The following is a 22,056-nucleotide window of genomic DNA, read 5'->3' as shown; positions in this document are numbered from 1 at the left end:
CATTTTTTATTAATATATATCAATATTATTACACAGACTTATTCAACTTTCTTTTATCCAAAGTATTTCCTTTATATTTTAATACTATTGCAATTATAAAATTCAATACAAAACACAGAGCGAAAAACTGTAATGTCGCCGCATAACCGTCTGTAATCTCACGCAGCCATGAAACTAATGCCGGTCCGGTTATCCCGGCCATTCCCCAGGCTGTCAAAACACGCCCATGGACAGCACTAAGCTGCCGTGTACCAAAGATATCGCTTAAATAGGCAGGCATGCAAGAAAAACCGCCGCCATAACATGTTATTATAAGAAAAATGATCAATTGAAAAGAAGTTCTATCATTCACTGCCGAAAGCTGCCAAAATGCAATTATTTCTATAATGAAAAATACTGCATATGTGAAGCCCCTGCCTATATAATCTGAAACAGTAGACCAGAATATACGCCCAAACCCATTGAGCAGACCTATTATCCCCACCATCGACGCTGCCATCTCAGGAGTCATACCTGCCACATCCTGAGCCATAGGTGATGCCACAGCCAATAATCCTATACCGCAGGTTATATTTACAAAAAAAATCCACCATAAAGCAGCAAACTGCCACGTATGAACGGCCTGCCGGGCATCCAGTCCTTTTTCATTTCTTTTTATTGCACTTTTTATCTCCGGTTTTTCAGCAGGAGGTTTCAAATAGAGCGATGACAAAGCCATAACGAGCATATATGCACATCCCAAAAATAAAAAATTTTTTGCTAGTCCATATGAAGCGGTCAAATACTGCATAAGCGGTCCGGCTATAAGGCTGGCAAAACCGAAGCCCATAATGGCAAGGCCTGTGGCAAACCCCCGCTTGTCGGGAAAATATTTTACCAGTGTGGATACAGGAGTTATATATCCTATTCCCAAACCGATACCGCCTATCACGCCATAAAAAATATAAAGCATCAAAACATTATGCATATTTATGGACATAGCCGTGCCGAACATTCCCATACCGAAGAAGCTCATTGACATGAGCCCACTTTTTTTAGGGCCGTATTTTTCAACAAAGCTTCCCAAGAAACCTGCCGACATTCCTAAAAATAAAATTGCCAATGAAAAAGCCCACGTTGTTTCCTTTAAGGAAAGATTCATCTGCTGCATTATCGGTTTGGTAAGTACACTCCATGCATATACACTGCCTATGCAGATGTGAATGCCAATTGCAGATAAAGCGATAAGCCAACGATTTCTCATAATATATTTTCTCCTTTTCCTAGAAAACATTTAGGAGAAATATAAAGTGAGACACAAAAAACCGTCTGAGCTGAATATTTCTCCTGCCCAGACGGTCGGCTTATCACTGCAACACAGTCCATGTGGTCATTTCCACATTATCCGTCAGTCCTGCATTACATATTCACTTTTACACATCTATTATAATAAAACCCTGATATACAGTCAATACCCGCATTAAAATCAAGTAAACAGATCGTCACCAAACGTGTATACTATCATGGCTCCTATCAATAGCACAATTAAAAAATCACCAAAGCCTATCATGTTATCGCCTACATTTCCACTTTTTCAAGACGATCACTGTCCATATATTGACGTCCCGCCTTTGCACATGACTTTCCGTCAAGCAGGACTACATCTGCTGTAAAATCTACATTTGTAGCAAAAATACTGCTTCCGACAGCATAAATATCTACTGGCACGCCATTTTGTTCAAACAGATGTATGCGTTCAGGATTAAATCCGCCCGACACAATTATTTTCACATGACTAAACCCTTCCCGGTCAAGTGCTTCACGTACATTGCGCACAAGCTGCTCATTTACTCCTGTCGGTTTAAAATGTCCCATCTGTCCTATAAGGGACACATCAACCATTTTATCAGATGTATCCAGTCTCACACCTTCTAATTTATCTCCTAATTCACGAGCCAGCGCCAGACTCGTATTCACACAGTCATTATTAAAATCAACAAGTGCTATACGGCTTATCTCCGGATCCATATATTTGTCAAAGGCTTTTGTCGCCGCTAAGGTATCACCGCCAAAAGCAGCTATCAAAGCATGCGGGATAGTACCTGCAGCCTCAATCCCCCAACACATAGCATTAGCAGGAGTAGAAACATTACTCATGCCTCCGACCTTCGCTGCATATCCGTCTCCTTCCTGTACCGTATACTCATCAAAGCGTGAAGGAAAAAATAATACGGGCTTGCCATTGGCTGCCTCAACCGCGCGATGGCAATTCGTAGCTATTTTAGTACGGCGGGCCAATGTGCCAAGATAGACAGTTTCTAAATGTATAAAGTCTGCCAGATTTCCCTCAATTGTCATGATCGTTTCCCATGGCGCTATCATATCACCGTCGTGCAGAGCCCTTATTTTTAATTCCTTTGGATTATATGAACATCGTTTTATAAGAGCAATAGCTTCATCAATACCACAAAGCATTGCATAATCACGCTGAAAAACCTGCACCGTAACATGCGAATTAATTCCGCCCTGCTCAAGTATAGCCTGCGTACGCAGAAAATAAATATCGCTGTAAAGCCCTTTTTTTATTTTTTCTACAGGAAAATCAAAAGAATCCGGATCCAGCCTTTTTTCCATCAGAGTGCCTCCCAAAATTGTGGTATATGCACAGTACTAAAATATCTCCTGCCCATGCGGCATGGCAGCAATACTGTGTGTTATATATAATTTACTGCTTATATGCGTATAATACCCCTTAGTTTATATTAAACTTGCGTTTATTATAATATTTTTAAACTATATTGTCCACAGAAAAGATAATGTCTTTTCTGTGATTCATCTCTTTATTAGCAATTGGAATAACGGCTTAAATATGATATATTTTATGTTAGACTTATATTGGATATTTAGGAAAAGAGTTGAATTTTTAATGATACGCTGTTTTATTATCATTTTTTATACTTTTTTTGTTTTTTTCACTCCACTGTCTCATACCAATGCACAGGAACAAGACAGTGCCGCTCCGGCAGTCGATCCTGTCCGACTGCTGATAAACATCCCTGCTCGATGGATAAGACTTTACAATAATGACATCTGTACAGCAGCTTACCCCGTTGCCGTCGGTAAACCCGCTACCCCTACTCCGACAGGGAATTTCAAAGTCATTGACAAGGAAATAAATCCTACCTGGATAGATCCTGATGACCTCTCCGTTCAGATTCCTTCCGGTGAAGATAATCCTCTGGGTTATCGCTGGATAGGCATAGGCGGCAATTATGGGATACACGGCACCAATCGCCCTTCTTCCATAGGCAGTTTTACTTCTAATGGCTGTGTGCGTGTCAAAGAAGAAAATATAGAAGCTCTTTTCCCCAAAGTAGAAATTGGTACACCGGTAAAAATAATATATGATCGTTTAGTTGTTGAAAAAGCCAGTAATGGCAGTATAGCATATTATATATATCCTGATATATATAATACACAGGCCCTCACGGTCGGCAGCGTCATCGACAGGTTAAAAACTTTTGGTGTAGAAAATTTTGCTGATATCCCTTCTATAAGAGAAGAAATAAGCCTTGCAAACGGCTCTGCCAATTATGTCGGCTTTCCCATAAATTTAGCGTTTGAAGACCGTATGCTCCCATTCAAAGCTGTAAAAACGGGCAGCGGGATATATCTTCCTGCTTATGCCTTGGCTGCCGCTGCAAATCTTTCCATTGATTGGGATGAAAAATCCAAGATGCTAAACAGCAAATACGGCAGTTCTGCCGGAATAGTAAAAAATGACGTTGTCTACATAAATTTACTTGATGTGGATAAAGTATTCAATCTTCAACGGGACTGGCAAAGTCCTGAATTTCTGCGTCTGCTGATCAAAAACAGCAGTACAGATGCTCCAAAAGAAGCTTTTCCTTCTGCAAAGGGAGTAAGCAAGCAGATGCATCTTCTTTAAAAAATAATTTTCACAGGAGTTTTTAATGAAATACACAAAAAACAGATTTGTTATCATAGACGGCAGCAGCTTGATGTATCGAGCTTTCTTTGCACTGCCTCTTTTAACAACAGAATCCGGCAAATATACCAATGCCATTTTGGGTTTTGCCAAAATGGCCCTCAAGCTGCTTGATGAACTGCAGCCTCAATACGCTGTGGTAGCTTTCGACAAAAGCCGTCACACATTCCGCACAGAAATTTTCAAAGACTACAAGGGTACCCGGGACAAAACACCTGACGAACTCATCAGTCAGATACCTATGCTCCATAATTTTACAAAAGCACTGGGTATCACTTTTATCGAAGTGGATAATTATGAAGCCGACGATATAATCGGCACACTTGCTACCAAAGCCGCATCTGATGGTGTCGAGTCTCTTGTAATAACAGGTGATCGTGATGCGCTCCAGCTTATACGGCCCAACCTGAAAATTATTATGACTAAAAAGGGTATAACTGAAACGGAGATTTTTGATGACACAGCCTTCAAAGAAAAATATGGAATTGAACCCAAACGTCTGATCGATCTGAAGGCTCTGATGGGGGATAAGTCCGATAACATCCCTGGTGTTTTCGGTGTAGGTGAAAAAACTGCCCTGAAATTACTGACAGAATATGATTCTCTGGAAGGTGTCTATGCAAATATAGACAAAATTTCCGGCAAAAAGCTAAAAGAAAAACTCACTGCTGACAAGGATATGGCATTTCTTTCATACAAGCTGGCTACAATAAATTGTGAGATGGATTTATCCTTTACCGCAGAAAAATATGCCATAACCCCTGACATGTCCCAGCTCAAATCTTTTTGTGACGAATATGAGCTTAAAAGTATCTGGCGATTCCTCAATAAACTTTACGCGGAACCTTCATCTGAAAAAACTGTTGTTGAAAATAACGATTACACTTATACTACCGTCGATAAAACGTCAATTGCTTCCTTGATAAGTCAAATAAAAGCTTCTGGTGTTTTTGCGTATCTGCCGGTTTTCTCAGGTAAAGTTCCCCATATACTGTGCCAGGGAATAATGGCAGAACAACCATCTGAAAATGATCCTTCAGTCCTGTATATTCCCTGTGTTTCTGAGTTTTACAGATATATTGATGACCTTTTTCTTGACGATTCAATTACTAAAGTAACCTACGATCTAAAAAATACACTGCATTGCGGGTATTCACCATCGGGCAAAGTCGTCGATATCCTGCTGACTGCTTATATGATTGATCCCGCTGCCAACAACTATACACTTACCAGCCTGGCGGCAAAATATCTGGATAAAGAAATTCTCCCTTATGATTTCAAAAAAGACGATGCCAGCTTAGAATATGAAGCTTCCTACTATCTGCACGCATTTTCTTTCAGCCATATTACTGATATTCTTATTTCTTCCCTGCAGGAAAAAAATCTTTATAAGCTTTATGAAAGTACAGAGCTGCCTTTGGAAAAGGTGCTTGTATCCATGGAAAAATATGGTGTCTATATTAACAGTCAAAAATTAAAAGATATGTCTGCTGACATAGGCAGTATAATTGCCGATCTGCTAAGTGATATCTATCTTCTGGCCGAAACAGAATTTAATGTAAATTCACCCAAGCAGCTTGGTGAAGTACTTTTTGATCACCTGAGCCTTCCTGTCCAGAAAAAGACAAAAACCGGCTATTCTACAAATGCTGATGTACTTGAAATATTGCGCCCCCATCATCCTATAATAGAAAAAATATTGAACTACCGTATGTGGAGCAAATTAAAAAGTACTTATCTGGATGCAATGTATGAACTTATCGACAACGAAACTCATCGCATTCATACTACTTTCAATCAGACAGTGACCGCCACAGGCCGCCTCAGCAGCTCCGATCCAAATCTGCAGAACATCCCCGTCAGGACCGAAGCAGGGAAAAAAATCCGCAGCCTGTTCGAACCTGCAAAAGATTATGATCTTTTTCTTTCTGCCGATTATTCTCAAATAGAACTGCGTATTTTAGCGCATATGTCTGATGATAAAAACTTCATAGAGGCCTTCAAGCTGGAGCAGGACATTCACTCCCGAACAGCCTCAGAGGTATTCGGTGTTCCGCTTGATGAAGTAACCTCCGAACTGCGCCGCCGCGCTAAGGCTATAAATTTTGGCCTTGTCTACGGCAAAAGTGATTATGGACTTGCTCAGGAACTTCATATTTCCCGCCAGGAAGCCGCAGAGTATATCAACAGCTACTTTACCAAATATAACGGCGTGAAAAAATGCCTGGACGACATAGTGGAAGAAGCACATCAAAAAGGTTACACTACCACATTATTTGGTCGACGGCGATATCTGCCCGGGATAAAAAGCTCCAACCATAATATACGCATGCAGAATGAAAGAATGGCTATGAATACTCCGATACAGGGCACTGCGGCAGATATAATAAAAATGGCCATGACAGCGACCTGGGAGAAAATCCGCGCTCAAAAATTAAAAAGCCGCATACTCCTTCAAGTTCATGATGAATTGGTAATTGAAGCTGTGGCAGCAGAAGTTCCCGCATTAAAAAACATCCTGTATGAAACCATGCAGAATATAGTAGAATTGAAAGTACCTCTGACCATAGACATAAACACCGGAATTGACTGGGCCCAGACAAAATAATCTTTATTCAATATAAAAACCCCTTTTGTCGAGCCGATCCCTATAAGCTAGATTTTCAGTCTAACTCATAAGGATCAGTTCAAACAAAAGGGGCTTTCTTTATCAATGCGGCTTTTACTATATTAAACTTCGCGAATACCGTTACACCAATGTTCTGGTACCTTTTTTAACTTGGATAAATCATATGGTGTTTCCTGATATACATAATAATTAAGCCAGTTTGCAAACATTAAATTTGCCACACTGCGCCACTTTACCATAGGTTTTTGCGATGGATTATCATTCGGATAATAGTTGCAAGGAATTTGAATATCAAGTCCTGCTTCAACATCACGATCATACTCCCATTTTAAAGTCAGCGGATCATATTCGGCATGACCGGTTATAAAAAACTGACGTTTTTTCAAATTCGCAACTGCGTACACTCCGCAACGGCTGTCAGACTCCGCCAAAAGCGTCAGCTCAGGCACCTTTTCAATATCACTGCGCCGAATTTCTGTATGCCGTGAATGCGGCACATAAAATTCATCATCAAATCCTCTGAAAATTTTTTCATGCTCTACGAGCAGATGATGTTTGTAGACTCCAAAAATCTTGGGTGCCACAGCATATTTGGGTATTTTATAATGATAATAAAGACCTGCTTGTGCTCCCCAGCATATATAAAAAGATGAAAAAACATGCGTTTTAGTCCATTCCATAATCTGGCAAACTTCCTGCCAATACGCTACATCCTCATATTCCATCTTTTCCACAGGAGCACCTGTCATGATGAAACCATCATATATTTTATCTTTTACATCTTCAAAAGTTCCATAAAATTCAGTCAGATATTCCATAGAAGTATGTGCGGGTGTATAAGATTGTGTATATATAAAATCCACTTCAACCTGCAGCGGCGTATTGCTCAAAAGCCTAAGGACCTGCGTTTCAGTCACTGTTTTCAGTGGCATCAAATTCAAAATAAGTATCCGCAAAGGCCGTATATCCTGCTTATATGCGCGATCGGCGTCCATCACAAATATATTTTCATTATCCAAAATTTGTGCAGCCGGTAAATTATTAGGTATTTTTATTGGCATCTTTTCACTTCCTATAGGATAAATTGTGCTAATTCTAACACAGCACTAATTTTCAGTCAAGTACACTATTACACTTAATATATTTAGAGCTTAACAGGTAGTACACCCTTACCATCAAAGTTTGGAATAAAGTCTGTTGAAGACGCACTTTTTTCCTGAATAAAACAATTTTCAATGCCCAATTCCAACGCCGCATCAACCACCTTCTGATACTCATAGGTGGTTAATTTTCTATTTAGTTTAGAAATAGAAAATGCGTTATGTGCCGGTGTATACTGATTCATCAGACTTATGTAAATATCACTGCCAAAAGTTGCCCAAAGCCACTCCACTATTTTTATACTGTCTTTATACAACCAGGGCAAAATCAAATGTCTCACCAGTACACCTTTTTTCATAAGACCATTTTCCATTATCACAGGACCAGCGACAGCAGTCATTTTTTTTATGGCTGCTGTCGCAAAGTGAAAATAATCAGGCGCATGCGAGTATTTTCCTGCTGCATCATCTGAAAAATATTTCAGATCCGGTAAAAACACATCTACATATTCACTCAGTGCATCAATAATTTCAATTGATTCATATGCATTTGTATTATAAACAACAGGCAGATTTAAACCGGAAGCACGTGCCCTTTTTAAGGCTTCGATTATTATCGGCGCATAATGTGTGGGTGTTACCAATTCCAGGCACTCTACAGCTCGGCCCTGCTGTTCCAGAAAAATTTCAGTCAATCGTGCCGCATCGACTTCCACCCCATAGCCCCGGGCGCTTATAGCATAGTTTTGGCAAAATTCGCAGCGCAGATTACAATGAGAAAAAAATACTGTTCCGGCTCCCTTTTTCCCCGAGATGCATGGTTCTTCCCATTTATGAATACTGACCAGCGCTACTTTAGCCTGTGCTCCTGCCCCGCAAAATCCCCGTTCATCATGACTGCGATCTATTTTACAGCGGCGGGGGCATAATAGACATTCACCGTTTTTTATATCAATCGCGCTCCAATCAATGATTAGCCATTTTATACATATTAATTGCATCCTGCCTGTCAATAGGTTTAAAATTGCCTACCATTTTCTTTCCCTTGTCAGTACACATATCTGCCAGATAATTTATATCTTTTTCATTTTGGACGCCAATGCCAAGTTCACTGAAGCAGGTGGGCATTCCTATAGTCTTAAAGTAATTTTCCATTCTGGCGATCCCTTCAAGAGCGGCTGAAGAAGCATCATTTTTTTCTACCTGCCAAAGTGCACCGGCCAGTCTGGCAAATCGATCAATGTCAGTCTGATAACTGTATCGGGCCCACGAAGCCCACATAGTTGTGAGCGATGCGCCATGAGCAACATCAAACTTACCGCTTAATTCATGCCCCAGTTTATGAACACTGAAATCCTTCTGCCTGCCCAATCCTGTTAAATCACAATGTGATAAGCTGCCGCAATACATGATTTCACTTCTTGCCAAATAATCATTTTCTTTTTCCAATGCATCACGACTGAACTGAATGACGTTTTTCATTAATCCTTCCGCAATAAAATCCGTCATATAATTATCCCTGCTCTTGGAAAAATATCGTTCCAATGTATGCATAAGGATATCGCTGATACCGCATGCAACTTGAAATTTAGGAGCACTGTAGGTAAGTTCAGGATTCATAAAAGCCATCTTCGGTCTATTCAGCACCGTACTCAATCCGCGTTTTTGTCCTGTTTCTTCATTGGTCAGGACGGCTGAATCACTCGTTTCACTTCCCGCTGCCGCCAGAGTCAGTACGGAAGCAATCGGTGTAGTCTTATGAATTTCCACCTTTTTCTGCCATATGTCATCCCATATATCCAGTTCATAATTTGCCAGTCCGTGAGCCAGCGCTTTTGCTGTATCTATGACACTGCCGCCGCCGACAGCCATAATGAAATCTACCTTTTCCCGCAAAGCGGTCTTTATTCCTTCGCGCACAAAAGACACAACAGGATTAGGCTTCACGCCGCCAAGAATTATGCATTTTAAGCCTGAATCCCCCAAATTTTTACACAGCCTATCCAAAAGACCATTTCTTTTTACACTGCCACCGCCATATACAACGAGTACTGTCTTTGCCCCGCAGGCACTTATTTTTTCCCCCGCCTTCAATTCCGCATCCTTACCAAAAACAATTTCCGTAGGACAGCAATATTCAAAACTATTCATAATACCTGCCTCCAAAATTTATATATTTATGCCTATTATCCGCTCTGCCGAAATATCAGTTAAGGAATTTACCAGCATATCAGCCGAGGACACGTCCTGCCCGCAATTTTTATAAACTGGATTGCAATAGGCGATACAATAACTGCCGGCCATTTTTGCCGCTGTTACACCGGCCTCCGCATCCTCTATTACCACACATTCCTGCGGTCCTGTTCCCAATTTTTTAGCTGCCAATAAATATATTTCGGGATTTGGTTTACTTTCTGACAGCTCTGCCCCACTTAATACCACATCGAAACAATCAAAAACACCAAATTTTTTTAAGAACCACTCTATATTAGAACGTACAGACGATGATGCCAGCGCCAATGGAATATTATTTCTTCGAAGACCATGAATAAGCTCCAAGGCACCTTCAATAGGATTTACATTTCCATCATTAGCTACATATTGTAAAAACAATTGATGCTTGCGTGCCACAATCTCCTGTAAAGAAATATGCGCTGCGGATTTTTTTATAAAATCACTAAAAAAGGCATTAGAAGACCGACCAAAATATGGCATGCATTCTTCTGGTGAACACGCTATGCCATACTCCTCCAATGCCTGTATTTTCATCTTTATATGGACAGCCTCGCTGTCCACAATGACCCCATCCATATCAAAAATTACAGCTTTCATAATTATCATCCTTAAAAAAGTATACTAATATTATAACATTTTTTAATTGAAGTGTCATTTTCCGCCATATGAAAAAACTGCCATTCAGCCGCCTCGTCTTCCCCTTATAATATTTTATCAAACGGAAAAAAAAACTTGCTAAAAATCAACTGATAACGTACACTTAACAGTAGTCTTATTAATAAAATTACGCTATAAATAGTTAAATGGAGGTCATGAATCATGAACAAAATTCTCAGCATTGTTTTTGCAGCTGTATTTGCCATATGCATTTATGGAACTTATTCACCCGCACAGGCATCGGCAGCTAGTCTTGGTTCCATTAATATGAGCGAAGTCATTGCAAGTTATCCTGATATGCAGACCACTAATGCTGCTGTTGATCTTGCACGTCAAAAAGCTCAAAATGAATTCAATGAAAAATCAGCATCGCTTGATGACAATGGAAAAAAAGCTCTTTTCGATAAATTGAATCAACAGGTTACCGAACAACAGAATAAACTTTTTAAGCCCATTCGCGACAACATAACAAAAGCTGTCGAAGCAGTAGCGAAAACAAAAAATTTGGATGCGGTCCTTGACAATTCTGTAGTTTTCTATGGAACAGAAGATATTACTCAAGACGTAATTGCTAAACTCAAAACAATGTAAATAAAAATGTTTTTCATTTTTATTCTCTATACTGGCTTCATAATTTTCAAATATAACAAATGGCAATCATCTGCAGTCCATCTGCTGCCGCAGAGACTGTTCTGTATGATTGCCGTTTTAATATGTTCTTGACAAAAAACTATCTTTCGATTATGATATATACGTTGTCTGCTGGCATAGCTCAGTTGGTAGAGCAGGTCATTCGTAATGATCAGGTCGTAGGTTCAATTCCTATTGCCAGCTCCATATGTAAATCAAGGCTTCCTAAGTTTTCGGAAGCCTTTTTGTTTTGCCCGAAAACAGGGTTTTGTCCCTTATTTGTCCCTTATTGTGAAAAACAGGCAGGTTCAGGCCTGTTTATTTATCGTTTTTCTAAAATACTGATCCAGCTGGTCTGCTGCCTGCCGGTCAACTGATTGCAATGCCTCACCGTAGATATTGGCAGTGGTTCTTATATCGGCATGGCCTAATCTGCTGCTTATATTTTTTAACGGTATACCAAGCGAAATCAGAAGAGTGGCCGATAAATGCCTCAATGCATGGAATGGCATATGAGGCAGTCCCTTACGCTTCAAAAACTTGCTGAACCATTGTGAAGGAGTTGTAGGATACATGGCTTTCCCGTATGATCCAAAAAACTCTCTAAATATAATAAAAGGATAAATATAAAGCTGCTGCCAGTACAATGGCAGCAGCTTTATATTTTACGCCACTACCTTAGCACCTTTCTGACACTCCATACAAAGCGGCCTGCCGTATTTTTCCATGGAATAGGTTTTCACCTTGTCAGACAGAATTACTCCGCATTCCACACAAGTCGGTTTCACAGGTTTTACTGATGTGTTTTTCTTTTTTTCTGCGGGCTTTGGCTGCAGCGTATTTTCATCAGTCTTGCCTTACACGGACAGGCCGTCCATTATATGAATTATAAAAAACAGGATGATAATATTTTAGCTGAGGTGAGACTGGAAGACGACATAACTTCCGGCCAGTTTGATATGTTTGGTTGTGTCTTAAATAATGAGGACAGCATCTTAGGAGACCTGAAAGTAACGTCCAGCTATAAATTGATGCGGGCTCTGGGAATTTATAAAAAAGACGTATCTACCGGTGAAATTTATAAGTCAGGCCTGAAAAAAGGACAGCCTAAATTTAAGAAACATACCTGTTTTAACGGTGTTCGTCATGTCACGGACTGGGCCTTACAGCTTAACTATTACCGGATGCTGCTGGAAGCAAATGATTATGCAGTAAAAGACATGGTCATACAGGCACTGTGCCGTGACTTCAGTACCAGAGCTGCCATGGAAAGAGAGATAACCAGACCGCTGTACCTGATAAAAATAAGTAATAGATGGCTCAAAAGATACTTTCAGTATAAAGCCGATAAATTGCAGCAGGCTTTAAAAAATAAACAATTGCCATCGGTATGTACAGCCAAAGAACGCTGGTATGACAGAAAATGCCTCCGCTTTTGCGATGCGGCGTCAATGTGTCCTTATGCCAAAATCTTAAAACAACAGCAGGAACAACCTGCCATATAGGAGGACAGTACATGAATAAGAAATTATAGCTACCGGGGATGATCCGGAAGCTGACAGTAAACAATGTATTGAACGGATCTATGGCATATTCGTTTGTCCGTTTCAGATATATTTCTCTTGTTCCGGCAATAAGCTCAGTGACGCTTGGTTTAAGCAGTTTCCTGTCCGAGGAGGCGGCAATTGCTCTTAAGGTCGGCAGAAACATACATCTTTCACGCATCCGGCACCTATTAAGACAGTTCATTATTCTTGTCCTTTTGCCGTCCGGGCAGATAAAATAAGCTATTGGCATATATATTTTTCCTTTCATTTTGGGCATAAAAAAACTGCTGCAATGTCTGCAACAGTTTTTAAAATAAATCATTAAATTTATCGGTTATTTTAAGACTATCTCCAATTCCTTTCCCAGTGAATGGGCTGCCTTTATTATAAAATCAAGCGACGGGTTATAATTGCCGCTTTCCAGTCGGCTGATATTGGATTTTTGCGTTCCCATTATTTTGGCTAGTTCTTCCTGGGTAAGCTGTTTTTCGGAACGAACCTTTATCAGCTGGGATATAAGTTCATAACGGGGTTTTAATTTATCATATTCTTTTTTTACTTCACTGTCGCTTAACATTTGCTCTTTTATCCGGGCAAAGTCAACGCCGGTCTTTACCATTAAGATCGTCTCCCTTCATAATCTTTTCTATAGCGTATTGCTTTTTCCAATTCCTGAACAGGTGTTTTATTGGTTTTTTTGGTGAATCCATGCAGCAATACAAATGTATCTCCCTCGAAAATGAAATATAATATACGTGCTGTATCTGAAGAAAATTTTATTCGCAATTCCCAAAGTCCCTGATATTTTCTGCCCTGAATATATTTTACATACGGTTCTTTAAGGGCAGTACCGTGTTTCTCCAAAAGTTCTATCTCTAAAATGGCCTTGGCTTTTATTTTTTCCGGTAATGAATGCAGATATTCTGCCACAGGTATTTTACCATTTTCTTTTTGATAAAATTCTATATGCCAATTCACACTGCACCTTCTCTCAAAATTATGTTATCACATATGATAACATAATGCAATATATTTCAGTAAAGACGGTTTCCCAGAGTAAGCAGTAAGTCACTATCGCATTTACAGTGTTTTTTTCATGCAAACTGAATCTGTCATATTCAAATATTGACCATAGTTAGGGATTTTTTCATATCCAATTGAATAATATAATTTCATGGCAGCGATCAGTGGTTCACCAGATTCCAAAATGAAAAAGAAATATCCTTGATTTCTTGCCCAATTTTCCAATACTTCCATAAGTTTTCTTGAAAGACCTCTTTCCCGATATCCCCTTCGAATAAATACTCTTTTTACTTCTGCGCATTTATTATTATATTTTTTAAAACCAGCACAACCGACAGGTTTGTTTCCATCATATATTACGATTACATTATTAATATCATCAAGAGTATTATATGGAATATATTTCATTCTGTTTTCTTCACCGCCAACTATACTATTTAAAAAATCATCTAGGAAGTGGCATAATTGGATAAAATCTTTGTTTTTTCCGTCAGTATATTGAAAATGCATATTTTAAAACCTCCAAATTATTGCTTATTCAATTAATATAGTCCTACCCAGTATTTCCTTCTATTTCTATAATGCAAAGTTATTTTCAAAAACACGTTATCACAAACAATAACGTATTGCAATACAGTCAGGCAAAGACGGTTTCCCGGAGTAAGCAGTAAGTTACTATGAGTAAGATCAATGGTTTTTATATTCATGCCAAATTATTTCTTTCTTCATAATAAAAAAAGCCTGCCGCAGATATTGATTTCCATGGCAGGCTTTATAATTTGCAATTCGTTAATTTTTCTATTTTTTCTTTATTCCAGAATAAGTTTTCCCAATAAAAATAATCCTTTTTGCGTTTTTTAAAAATACGAAACGGAAATTCATCCGAGTTGTCATAAATATGACAGATATCACATATTTCCAGTAGTTGGGGAATTTGTGCCAATGCTTTTTGGTAGCGGCTGATAATTTTATCCTTGGGTACATCATGCCCGCCGGCAGCAGTGCGGACTTTTACACGTATCACATTGATTTGATGATCAGCTGTAAGGACGTAAATACATCGTATAAAAAAGCTGGCTTTTTTTGCTCGTTTTAAAAGTTCTATATTTCTTGAGGTGGATAAAACTGTTTCAAAAGTAAAACTTGTGTGCCGGTCTATTAATGTATTTCTCAGTTCTTCAGCCCTTTGCGCAGCCTGCAGATCAGTACAATGAACAGCTTTTTTTATATCGTCTGCATTTATATAAGGCGGTATGATATTGGCCATTTGGGTAACTGTGCTTTTTCCGCTGCCATTAGGTCCGGCAAATACTATTATTTCGGGTTTTTTAGGCATATTCTTTTCTTCCGTCCGGGTATTCAATGTAAGGTGCGTTTTTTTCATGATCATATTTGGCAATAGGCAGGCCTTTTATTTTCTTTATTTCATTTTCGATACGCACTGCTTCTCTAAATCTGACAGTAAGTTCTTCATCGGATAAACCACAGGTAGAATCGAGTTCATTTTTATCTTTCATCGTAAGTGCCTCCTTTGTGATTATTATATACTATTCATTGTTTTTTTTACAGATAAAGTACAATTTTATTTGGCTGTTATGTCCTGTCTGTCCAAGGATTTTATGGTGTATATAGTACTTAAAAGTGTTATATACACACCTTTTTTTGACAGGACATGCCGGACATAAAGCAGAAAGTATTGAGATTTACCCTTAACCGGTACTTTCTTTTCGCTGCTTTATACTGAGTGAGCCGTATTTGCCGATGATTATATGATCCAGCAGAGGAATACCAATTATTTTGCCAACAACGGTCAGTCTTTTTGTGACGGCCTTATCTTCTTCACTGGGTGCGCTGTCACCTGACGGATGATTATGGGCAATAATAATTGCTGCAGCCATATTCCAGACTGCCACATGAAACACTTCTCTCGGTCCGACCAAGGAAGCGTCCAGGGTTCCTATGGTTATGCATTTTCCTTTTATGATATTGTTTTTGGTATTAAGCAGCAGGACCCAGAATTCCTCCTGTTGTTTATCCTCCAGAAATTTGAAATATTCCATTACGTCTTCCGGTCAATGTACATGCCAACGGCAATTTTAAGAGTTGCCATTTTATTTTCCAGATCTTTTTGTTTTTCTTTATCAGACATACCGCAGCCTGTAATAAGCAGAAGTAAATATATGCTTAGCAGAATAAACGCTGTTTTTCTCAAAATATCTCACCTGCCTTGCTAATACTTTATTGGTCATTGCTATCTTCATTTTTATTCTCAACGGTCTGCGGTGGTGTATTTTCCTTATCTGACGCTCTGGAACCTAAAACAATAAGAACAATGATTATTACCGCGCCCACGGCAAACCATATCCAGTGCGCTATTATAAAACCAATAACCCAGGCAAACACGGCCATAACTAAGGTAACTAAGATACCGGTCCCGATCAGAAAGCTTATAAAAACACTAAGACAGCCTTTTACCTCTCCTTCAGGGCCGGTAGATATAACCGAATGAGAACTCATATAATAATATGTACCTATTACTGCCAGGATAGGTACGGCTATAAAGTATATCGGCGTTGCTATGGAATCAGGTATATCAACCATTTGAAAATCCTCCTAGAATTAAATACATACGATCATAATTTTTCTTTTATTATGCGAAATATTATCCGGGGAAGAGCCTTGAAAAATCTTCCCCAAATAGTAAGACCTTCTTTTAAGGGACGTATTATCTCATTATTATCATTACTTTTTCCTGCCATTAGATTGGTCCTCCTTATCTTTAATCGGGACTGATTAATTCATCAATACTAACGTTAAGTTCATTAGATATGTCATTTAACACGGTCAATGACACGCATTTGGATAAAAAACCGCATTCAATCTTTGCCATATAGCTGGGGCTTATATCAATCTGCTCTGCCAATTGTGCCTGTGTAAATCCCTTGCGTTTTCTGTAATAAGATATTTTTATTCCCAAAAGTTTATTATTAATATGCCTTGCCATTGCGCCCTTCTCCTTCCTTTTATAATTATGCCAGTTTTTCAGTAAATTAAAATTGACCATTAATGAATATTATTTCATTTTCAGGGAAATATATAATATTGCTGACTATCTTATCGGCAGCATGGGAAAAATAAAACCTGCATCAGTTTGATACCGATGCAGGTTTCATTGTTATAATATACAACTATATATTTATTGTTTTTCAGCATGGATAATCCATCAAACGCCAAAATAAAGCAACATCATTATAAATAAAATTATGAGGTGATTATTAATGAGCATTGAACCTGCTTTATATACTGTGGCTGAGGCGGCTGTTTATCTGCGTTACTCTGCCGGTAAAATCTATACTATGATCCATGCCAAAGAAATAAAAGCCGCCAAACGCGGCAGAAGTTATCTGGTGTTAAAAACATCCCTTGACGATTATCTGAATACTCATGTCTTTAACAACAGCTAACTGCCAGTTTAAACCATTTATATAAATACCTGTTATATGCAGTATTTCAGGTGAAATTTAATAAAAGCACATCTTAAAAGGAGAAGGATAATTAAGTTTGATGAATATGGGGATTTGGTAACCGTGGAAGAGCTTTGTGAAATACTCTCCATAGGAAAAAACGCTGCCTATGAATTATTAGGCAGCGGTGCTGTAAAGGCGTTTAGGATAAAGCGGGTATGGAAAATTACACTTTGGAGAACAAATTTTACAGCAGAGATATAGTTATTCGCTGTAATAAAGTTGTTTCGGACTTTTTGGTTTATCCGGAATACTTAATTTTATTCTGCCTGTTTCGACGAGTGGTATCACATGCCGTTGAATTGCGTAGGTTACAGAAGACAATCCCAGATACTCACATATTTCCCTTCTGTTTCTTGGCGTTTTGCAGAACACCAGCAGATCTTTCGTATCGTCAAAATTCTGTTCTGTATCACTTATTTTTGTTCTTTTATAAAATTTTACGACAAAGCTTCCTCTTGCATCAATAAATTCAGGTGCGGTCAGATTATATTTCTCCATTTCCAGCCGAATAGTCGGTATGCCTGAATAACGGTTTTCTGTGATATCCAGTATCTCAAGTTCCGAAGCCAGCACAGGATTTCTGGTATCCGGTTGTACCTTGCCTAACTGATCTACCCGGATTCTGCCATAAACTCCACCAGGATTGTGTATTTCCAGCCGATCATCAAACATAACAATTTGTATCGGCATTCCTTCTGTGTGAATACTATAATCACGATGTACCAATGCGTTGATAATCGCTTCTCTAACAGCTGTAATCGGGTAATCGGTCCTGTCCTCACGCTGTCCGGTTTCCGAATTGATAATTGTTTTAGTCCTCATGTTCTTTTTCACAAATCTTATTGCCTCATTCAGCAAATCCAATATGTTACCCTCAATTCGCTGATTATCCAGAAAACGCTCGCCTGATTTTCCGGTTTCTCCCATTTTCGTTCCCGGCACAACAACAGCCGTAATACATAATTGCGGGAAATAGGCCTGTGGATACGGACTAAATACCAAGGTCGCACTCAATGTAACTTCACCGTTTCTTTTAATACTCATTAATTCATAGATATCTTCATTCTTCATTGCCGATAGATTGGCTTTTCCAGCCTTTAGCTTTTGAACATATTGGTCCAGCAATTCCTTATTCAAAGCTGCCAGGGTTACCCGGTTGACCGCACGAATATCATCCTGGTATTTTTTTCTATATGCTTCATAACTATAGATTTCATATTCCGTCATGGGTTCATCGCTGTCACCAATGCGGGTATAGGAGCCTTTGAGTCTGCCTTTTCCCTGATAATAGCATGGTCTTTCAGCCAGATCTATGCCAGGAATTTCAGCTGATACAAAAAAAATTCCGTTTTTTATTGCCACAGTAAGAAGCGGCCGCACTGCCGGTTCCATCTGCAAACATTGTTCATTGATTTTTTTTGTATATCCTGCGGATCATAAACACCTGCTTCTTTATAATCCTCATTCTCATTCACACCAAAAATAATAATACCCCCTTCGTCCTGATTGGAAAAACTGGACAGGGTATCATACAGACGCCGGGAACAGCCTTTTTCTGCACTTTTCAGTTCCAGTGTCTGCATTTCACATTTTAGTTTTTGAATTAACTCTAATTTTTCAAGCAATTCTTCCGTTGTCATTTTAGTTCCTCCATATCTGTTTCAGATATTATCATTAAATTTAAGTTATATCAAATAACTTAAATTTAATTTAAAAAACTAAAAAGGTAACTCAAATTTATGTTTCAGATTTGAGTTCTTTTATACAATTAACTATATCGCTAATCTGTTCATGGCGCCACTATAAATTACATAATCACTATCAGGCAGTAGCACCATAAAGACTTTCTGAATAGAAACGATATATTGACGTACGCCATCAAGTACGATAAAATATTTATAGAGGTGATTACAATGCTTACAGCAAATACTTCAAATTTCAGAAAAAATTTATATGGAACGCTTGAGCAAGTCGCTAAATATAATCAAATTGCTACTGTCAATACCAAAGATGGAGATGTTGTTATAGTTAATGCAGAGGATTATAAAAATCTAATGGAAACATTATATATTTCTTCTATGCCCGCAATAAAAAAAGATTTATTAAAAGCAAAAAAGGCACCTGCCTCTGATTTCATTTCCGAAGATGAGGTTAATTGGTAGGGTGTACAAGCTTGAATATTATAAAAAAGCTGTCAAAGATATTCCCAGACTAAAAGGCGCCAATTTAGATAAAAAAGTTAAAATTTTAATAGAATTGTTGCGTAAAAATCCTTTTCAAAATCCACCTCCATATGAAAAACTTGTGGGAGATTTAACAGGTTATTATTCACGGCGCATCAATATACAGCATCGTCTTATCTATGAAGTTTTAGAAGAACAAAATACGGTCAGGATTATACAAATGTGGACCCACTATGATGATTAATCCATATATATTTTGTCCCTTATTTGTCCCTTATTTGTCCCTTATTGTGAAAAACAGGCAGGTTCTGAGTTTAACCATGTCAATATGCCCCAATGCCGGAATAATGCGATTTTTAATGTGATTATTATATGAATGCTGAGTTTTAGGAGCCAAATTTTTCAGGCAATAATCTTTGTACCATGTTTTGGCAAAATCTGCCAGTTTGTACTTCCCAGCGTAAGCAACAGTCCCCTTTTGAACTTCAGCAGCATTTTGCTCGTTTTAAAAGTTCTATATTTCTTGAGGTGGATAAAACTGTTTCAAAAGTAAAGCTTGTATGCCGGTCTATTAATGTATTTCTCAGTTCTGCAGCCCTTTGCGCGGCCTGCAGATCAGTATACAATGAACAGCTTTTTTTATATCGTCTGCATTTATATAAGGCGGTATAATATTGGCCATTTGGGTAACTGTGCTTTTTCCGCTGCCATTAGGTCCGGCAAATACTATTATTTCGGGTTTTTAGGCATATTCTTTTCTTCCGTCCGGATATTCAATACAAGGTGCGTTTTTTTCATGATCATGTTTGGCAATAGGCAGGCCTTTTATTTTCTTTATTTCATTTTCGATACGCACTGCTTCTCTGAATCTGACAATAAGTGCTTCTAAAAAGTTCGGTACGGTATCTCTTTTCTGGCTTTATGCCGTTATCATAAAATCGTTTCTTTGTTAATTTATAATATGAACACGTTTTAAATATTTATCGAACTGAGGAACGGTAAAGTTTACTGTTCCTCTTTCTGCCGCGTAAATAAAGCCTTTATGGATAAGCTGTGCCCGCAGAGGTGATATTGCCTGTATAGTTTCGTTCATGGCTGCGGCTATTTCCTTGGTGGTGCACGGCAGTGTCCGACATCTGACCATGGCAGTCATAAATTCCAGTTCTCTTGGTGTGGCCCGGTCATGACGCACCTTGAAAAATGAATCATCAAGACTTTGCTCGAATTTAGCGTAAGCCTTATCTGTTACGGTCTTTGTTATAAGCCCAGCATCATTATTTTCCTCCCATATCCATTTACCGTATTCCTGCAGAAAGTAGGGATAACCACCGGTAACAGTCAGAATTTTATTTAATGCTTCATCTGCATAGTTTATGGAAAATCGTCTGGCCGGCTCACAAAGTGCTGCAATGGCTTCCTTGGGAGCAAGCGAGTCTATTTCAACAAATGAAAATAATCTTTCGGCATAGGATTTTACGTCTCCGGCGATTTTGGCTATTTTAGGAAGCCCGGCCGCAAAGATAACCAAAGGGTAACCTTTTTGATTTATCCGGTGCAGTGCCGCCATCAAAGCTTCAAACTCTTTTAAACGCATATATTGTATTTCATCAATGAAGATGGCCGCGCCTTTGTTTTCTTTTTGAGCAATGCTGCCCAGCGCCAAAAATAATTCTGTCATATCATTAGCAAGGTCTCCGGTATCAGAAATTCCCTTAGCCGGTATTATCCCGGGATTAATTTCAATAGAAATTTCATCACCGTATGAATATTTCAGGGAAAAAGCCTTTAATATCGATAAAGCCTTTTTTACATGGTCGGCAATATTTTTTTTCAGACTAAGCTTATTAATGAGCTTCGACACATGTAAAGTAAGATGCTGTCCGAAAGAATAACCGCGTTCAGCTATTTCCATATATTCGGATGGCACATCAAGCTCATCTGCCATATTCTCTATATGATTTAGTAAAACGGTCTTGCCAACCCCCCTTAAACCATAATATATGACAGAACGGGCTGCATAGCCGACATTTACTGCCTTTAAAATTGACTGTGCTTCATTTATAGTTTCATGGCGTCCGGCAAGATAAGCCGGTGTCATTCCAGCACCCGGACGATATGGATTTGGCAGCATAATATATTATCCCCCCGTATATTTTTTCTATTATAGTATATTATAGCTTATACAGACTTATAATAATATATTACGCCATATTTTTCTTATATTTTAAGAGTATTTTCCAGTGTACTATTTTTAGCGGCTGATCTATCAGATAGAATCAGATATCCGGCAGCATGGGCTATATTTTTGCTTAAGTCCTTTGTTAATTTATAAATTGGTTAATTGTTTCTTGTTAATTTTCTTCAGTGAATTCCATCACAGATTGCTGCAACGTAACTGCTATTTTGGCAAGATTATCGCTGCTTTCTGCTATTTCTCTCATTGCTGCCGACTGATCCGCAGCAGAGACCGACGTTTTTTCGGCTTCAACCGCCGCCTGTTCTGCTTCACGCTGGACGACTTTTACTGAATTTATTAT

The 22,056-nt window shown here is 38.6% G+C and carries 31 protein-coding genes, 1 tRNA gene and 1 riboswitch; of the genes, 9 read left to right on the top strand and 23 right to left on the bottom strand.

Annotated elements, in window-relative coordinates; all coding sequences use genetic code 11:
- Window positions 1-28 precede the first annotated feature (28 nt).
- The gene (locus I6758_RS00145) at window positions 29-1,243 is read right to left on the bottom strand and encodes an L-lactate MFS transporter (RefSeq protein WP_196603192.1); all 1,215 of its coding nucleotides are present in this window, start codon (window positions 1,241-1,243) and stop codon (window positions 29-31) included.
- Window positions 1,244-1,321: 78 nt separating this feature from the next.
- Window positions 1,322-1,405, bottom strand: a riboswitch (ZMP/ZTP riboswitch).
- Window positions 1,406-1,557: 152 nt separating this feature from the next.
- Window positions 1,558-2,613, bottom strand: coding sequence for a nicotinate phosphoribosyltransferase (locus I6758_RS00140; RefSeq protein WP_196603191.1), 1,056 nt, complete (start codon window positions 2,611-2,613; stop codon window positions 1,558-1,560).
- A gap of 292 nt (window positions 2,614-2,905) precedes the next feature.
- Here I6758_RS00140 and I6758_RS00135 point away from each other — a divergent pair, with 292 nt between their 5' ends.
- The gene (locus tag I6758_RS00135) at window positions 2,906-3,928 is read left to right on the top strand and encodes a L,D-transpeptidase (protein ID WP_196603190.1); all 1,023 of its coding nucleotides are present in this window, start codon (window positions 2,906-2,908) and stop codon (window positions 3,926-3,928) included.
- 25 nt (window positions 3,929-3,953) lie between these two features.
- A complete protein-coding gene (polA, locus tag I6758_RS00130) occupies window positions 3,954-6,596 on the top strand; it encodes a DNA polymerase I (protein WP_196603189.1) in 2,643 nt (880 codons plus the stop codon).
- A 122-nt stretch (window positions 6,597-6,718) separates the two neighbouring features.
- On the opposite strand, the gene metA is transcribed toward polA, so the two are convergent.
- From metA to I6758_RS00110, 4 genes are all read right to left on the bottom strand, one after another.
- Window positions 6,719-7,678 carry a homoserine O-acetyltransferase MetA gene (gene metA, locus I6758_RS00125; protein ID WP_196603188.1) on the bottom strand — a complete coding sequence of 320 codons (960 nt, stop codon included), beginning with the start codon at window positions 7,676-7,678 and terminating at the stop codon, window positions 6,719-6,721.
- 83 nt (window positions 7,679-7,761) lie between these two features.
- Window positions 7,762-8,718, bottom strand: a complete 957-nt coding sequence (locus tag I6758_RS00120; RefSeq protein WP_231038428.1) for a radical SAM protein — start codon at window positions 8,716-8,718, stop codon at window positions 7,762-7,764.
- Window positions 8,684-9,868, bottom strand: a complete 1,185-nt coding sequence (locus I6758_RS00115; protein ID WP_196603187.1) for an iron-containing alcohol dehydrogenase — start codon at window positions 9,866-9,868, stop codon at window positions 8,684-8,686. Before I6758_RS00115 ends, I6758_RS00120 begins: the two co-directional genes overlap by 35 nt.
- 18 nt (window positions 9,869-9,886) lie before the next feature.
- On the bottom strand, window positions 9,887-10,549 hold the full coding sequence (locus I6758_RS00110; RefSeq protein WP_196603186.1) for an HAD family hydrolase: 663 nt from the start codon (window positions 10,547-10,549) through the stop codon (window positions 9,887-9,889).
- Between the two features lie 222 nt (window positions 10,550-10,771).
- On the opposite strand from I6758_RS00110, the gene I6758_RS00105 reads away from it, so the two are divergent.
- A complete protein-coding gene (locus tag I6758_RS00105) occupies window positions 10,772-11,200 on the top strand; it encodes an OmpH family outer membrane protein (RefSeq protein WP_196603185.1) in 429 nt (142 codons plus the stop codon).
- A gap of 170 nt (window positions 11,201-11,370) precedes the next feature.
- A tRNA-Thr gene (locus I6758_RS00100) sits at window positions 11,371-11,446 on the top strand.
- A gap of 101 nt (window positions 11,447-11,547) precedes the next feature.
- Here I6758_RS00100 and I6758_RS00095 read toward each other — a convergent pair.
- The gene (locus tag I6758_RS00095; RefSeq protein WP_196603184.1) at window positions 11,548-11,814 is read right to left on the bottom strand and encodes a tyrosine-type recombinase/integrase; all 267 of its coding nucleotides are present in this window, start codon (window positions 11,812-11,814) and stop codon (window positions 11,548-11,550) included.
- A 90-nt stretch (window positions 11,815-11,904) separates the two neighbouring features.
- On the bottom strand, window positions 11,905-12,027 hold the full coding sequence (locus I6758_RS15010) for a hypothetical protein (protein ID WP_269140310.1): 123 nt from the start codon (window positions 12,025-12,027) through the stop codon (window positions 11,905-11,907).
- Between the two features lie 93 nt (window positions 12,028-12,120).
- Between I6758_RS15010 and I6758_RS00090 the strand changes: the two genes are divergently transcribed.
- Window positions 12,121-12,744, top strand: coding sequence for a hypothetical protein (locus I6758_RS00090; RefSeq protein WP_196603183.1), 624 nt, complete (start codon window positions 12,121-12,123; stop codon window positions 12,742-12,744).
- A 376-nt stretch (window positions 12,745-13,120) separates the two neighbouring features.
- On the opposite strand, the gene I6758_RS00085 is transcribed toward I6758_RS00090, so the two are convergent.
- The 10 genes from I6758_RS00085 to I6758_RS00045 all read right to left on the bottom strand — a co-directional run bounded on the left by I6758_RS00085 (window position 13,121) and on the right by I6758_RS00045 (window position 16,813).
- The gene (locus I6758_RS00085) at window positions 13,121-13,405 is read right to left on the bottom strand and encodes a helix-turn-helix transcriptional regulator (protein WP_196603182.1); all 285 of its coding nucleotides are present in this window, start codon (window positions 13,403-13,405) and stop codon (window positions 13,121-13,123) included.
- The gene (locus I6758_RS00080) at window positions 13,405-13,764 is read right to left on the bottom strand and encodes a type II toxin-antitoxin system RelE/ParE family toxin (protein WP_196603181.1); all 360 of its coding nucleotides are present in this window, start codon (window positions 13,762-13,764) and stop codon (window positions 13,405-13,407) included. Before I6758_RS00080 ends, I6758_RS00085 begins: the two co-directional genes overlap by 1 nt.
- Before the next feature lie 102 nt (window positions 13,765-13,866).
- Entirely contained in the window at window positions 13,867-14,319 is a 453-nt protein-coding gene (locus I6758_RS00075; RefSeq protein WP_196603180.1) for a GNAT family N-acetyltransferase, read from the bottom strand.
- Window positions 14,320-14,581: 262 nt separating this feature from the next.
- On the bottom strand, window positions 14,582-15,145 hold the full coding sequence (locus tag I6758_RS00070) for a zeta toxin family protein (protein WP_196603179.1): 564 nt from the start codon (window positions 15,143-15,145) through the stop codon (window positions 14,582-14,584).
- A complete protein-coding gene (locus I6758_RS00065) occupies window positions 15,138-15,326 on the bottom strand; it encodes a hypothetical protein (RefSeq protein ID WP_196603178.1) in 189 nt (62 codons plus the stop codon). The genes I6758_RS00070 and I6758_RS00065 overlap by 8 nt, the downstream gene beginning before the upstream one ends.
- 192 nt (window positions 15,327-15,518) lie before the next feature.
- On the bottom strand, window positions 15,519-15,869 hold the full coding sequence (locus I6758_RS00060) for a JAB domain-containing protein (protein ID WP_196603177.1): 351 nt from the start codon (window positions 15,867-15,869) through the stop codon (window positions 15,519-15,521).
- The gene (locus I6758_RS00055; protein WP_196603176.1) at window positions 15,869-16,021 is read right to left on the bottom strand and encodes a hypothetical protein; all 153 of its coding nucleotides are present in this window, start codon (window positions 16,019-16,021) and stop codon (window positions 15,869-15,871) included. Before I6758_RS00055 ends, I6758_RS00060 begins: the two co-directional genes overlap by 1 nt.
- A gap of 26 nt (window positions 16,022-16,047) precedes the next feature.
- On the bottom strand, window positions 16,048-16,410 hold the full coding sequence (locus I6758_RS00050; protein ID WP_196603175.1) for a hypothetical protein: 363 nt from the start codon (window positions 16,408-16,410) through the stop codon (window positions 16,048-16,050).
- A gap of 32 nt (window positions 16,411-16,442) precedes the next feature.
- Complete coding sequence (locus I6758_RS15005) at window positions 16,443-16,568, bottom strand: hypothetical protein (RefSeq protein ID WP_269140309.1); 126 nt, start codon at window positions 16,566-16,568, stop codon at window positions 16,443-16,445.
- A gap of 20 nt (window positions 16,569-16,588) precedes the next feature.
- Window positions 16,589-16,813 (bottom strand): helix-turn-helix domain-containing protein, encoded by a 225-nt coding sequence (locus I6758_RS00045; RefSeq protein WP_196603174.1) that lies wholly within the window; start codon window positions 16,811-16,813, stop codon window positions 16,589-16,591.
- 274 nt (window positions 16,814-17,087) lie between these two features.
- Here I6758_RS00045 and I6758_RS00040 point away from each other — a divergent pair, with 274 nt between their 5' ends.
- Together I6758_RS00040 and I6758_RS15000 are read left to right on the top strand one after the other, a co-directional pair.
- Window positions 17,088-17,273, top strand: coding sequence for a helix-turn-helix domain-containing protein (locus I6758_RS00040; protein WP_196603173.1), 186 nt, complete (start codon window positions 17,088-17,090; stop codon window positions 17,271-17,273).
- A 123-nt stretch (window positions 17,274-17,396) separates the two neighbouring features.
- Entirely contained in the window at window positions 17,397-17,537 is a 141-nt protein-coding gene (locus I6758_RS15000; RefSeq protein WP_330998000.1) for a hypothetical protein, read from the top strand.
- Here I6758_RS15000 and I6758_RS15115 read toward each other — a convergent pair whose 3' ends face one another.
- The gene (locus tag I6758_RS15115) at window positions 17,538-18,716 is read right to left on the bottom strand and encodes an ATP-binding protein (protein ID WP_330997999.1); all 1,179 of its coding nucleotides are present in this window, start codon (window positions 18,714-18,716) and stop codon (window positions 17,538-17,540) included.
- The gene (locus tag I6758_RS14805) at window positions 18,689-18,976 is read right to left on the bottom strand and encodes an AlbA family DNA-binding domain-containing protein (protein ID WP_231038427.1); all 288 of its coding nucleotides are present in this window, start codon (window positions 18,974-18,976) and stop codon (window positions 18,689-18,691) included. The genes I6758_RS15115 and I6758_RS14805 overlap by 28 nt, the downstream gene beginning before the upstream one ends.
- Before the next feature lie 273 nt (window positions 18,977-19,249).
- Here I6758_RS14805 and I6758_RS00025 point away from each other — a divergent pair, with 273 nt between their 5' ends.
- Window positions 19,250-19,498 (top strand): type II toxin-antitoxin system Phd/YefM family antitoxin, encoded by a 249-nt coding sequence (locus I6758_RS00025; RefSeq protein WP_196603172.1) that lies wholly within the window; start codon window positions 19,250-19,252, stop codon window positions 19,496-19,498.
- 1 nt (window position 19,499) lies between these two features.
- Window positions 19,500-19,763, top strand: coding sequence for a Txe/YoeB family addiction module toxin (locus I6758_RS00020; RefSeq protein ID WP_330997998.1), 264 nt, complete (start codon window positions 19,500-19,502; stop codon window positions 19,761-19,763).
- A 30-nt stretch (window positions 19,764-19,793) separates the two neighbouring features.
- On the opposite strand, the gene I6758_RS15170 is transcribed toward I6758_RS00020, so the two are convergent.
- From I6758_RS15170 to I6758_RS00005, 3 genes are all read right to left on the bottom strand, one after another.
- Window positions 19,794-19,964, bottom strand: coding sequence for a tyrosine-type recombinase/integrase (locus I6758_RS15170; protein WP_196603309.1), 171 nt, complete (start codon window positions 19,962-19,964; stop codon window positions 19,794-19,796).
- A 504-nt stretch (window positions 19,965-20,468) separates the two neighbouring features.
- Complete coding sequence (locus I6758_RS00010) at window positions 20,469-21,650, bottom strand: ATP-binding protein (protein ID WP_196603170.1); 1,182 nt, start codon at window positions 21,648-21,650, stop codon at window positions 20,469-20,471.
- Between the two features lie 220 nt (window positions 21,651-21,870).
- Window positions 21,871-22,056: hypothetical protein (locus I6758_RS00005; RefSeq protein WP_196603169.1), on the bottom strand; the 186-nt coding region annotated here is incomplete at its 5' end.

It is taken from the genome of Pectinatus haikarae (genome assembly GCF_015732185.1).
In the GTDB taxonomy this organism is placed as follows: Bacteria; Bacillota; Negativicutes; order Selenomonadales; family Selenomonadaceae; genus Pectinatus; species Pectinatus haikarae.
This window is presented reverse-complemented; position numbering and strand designations above follow the sequence as displayed.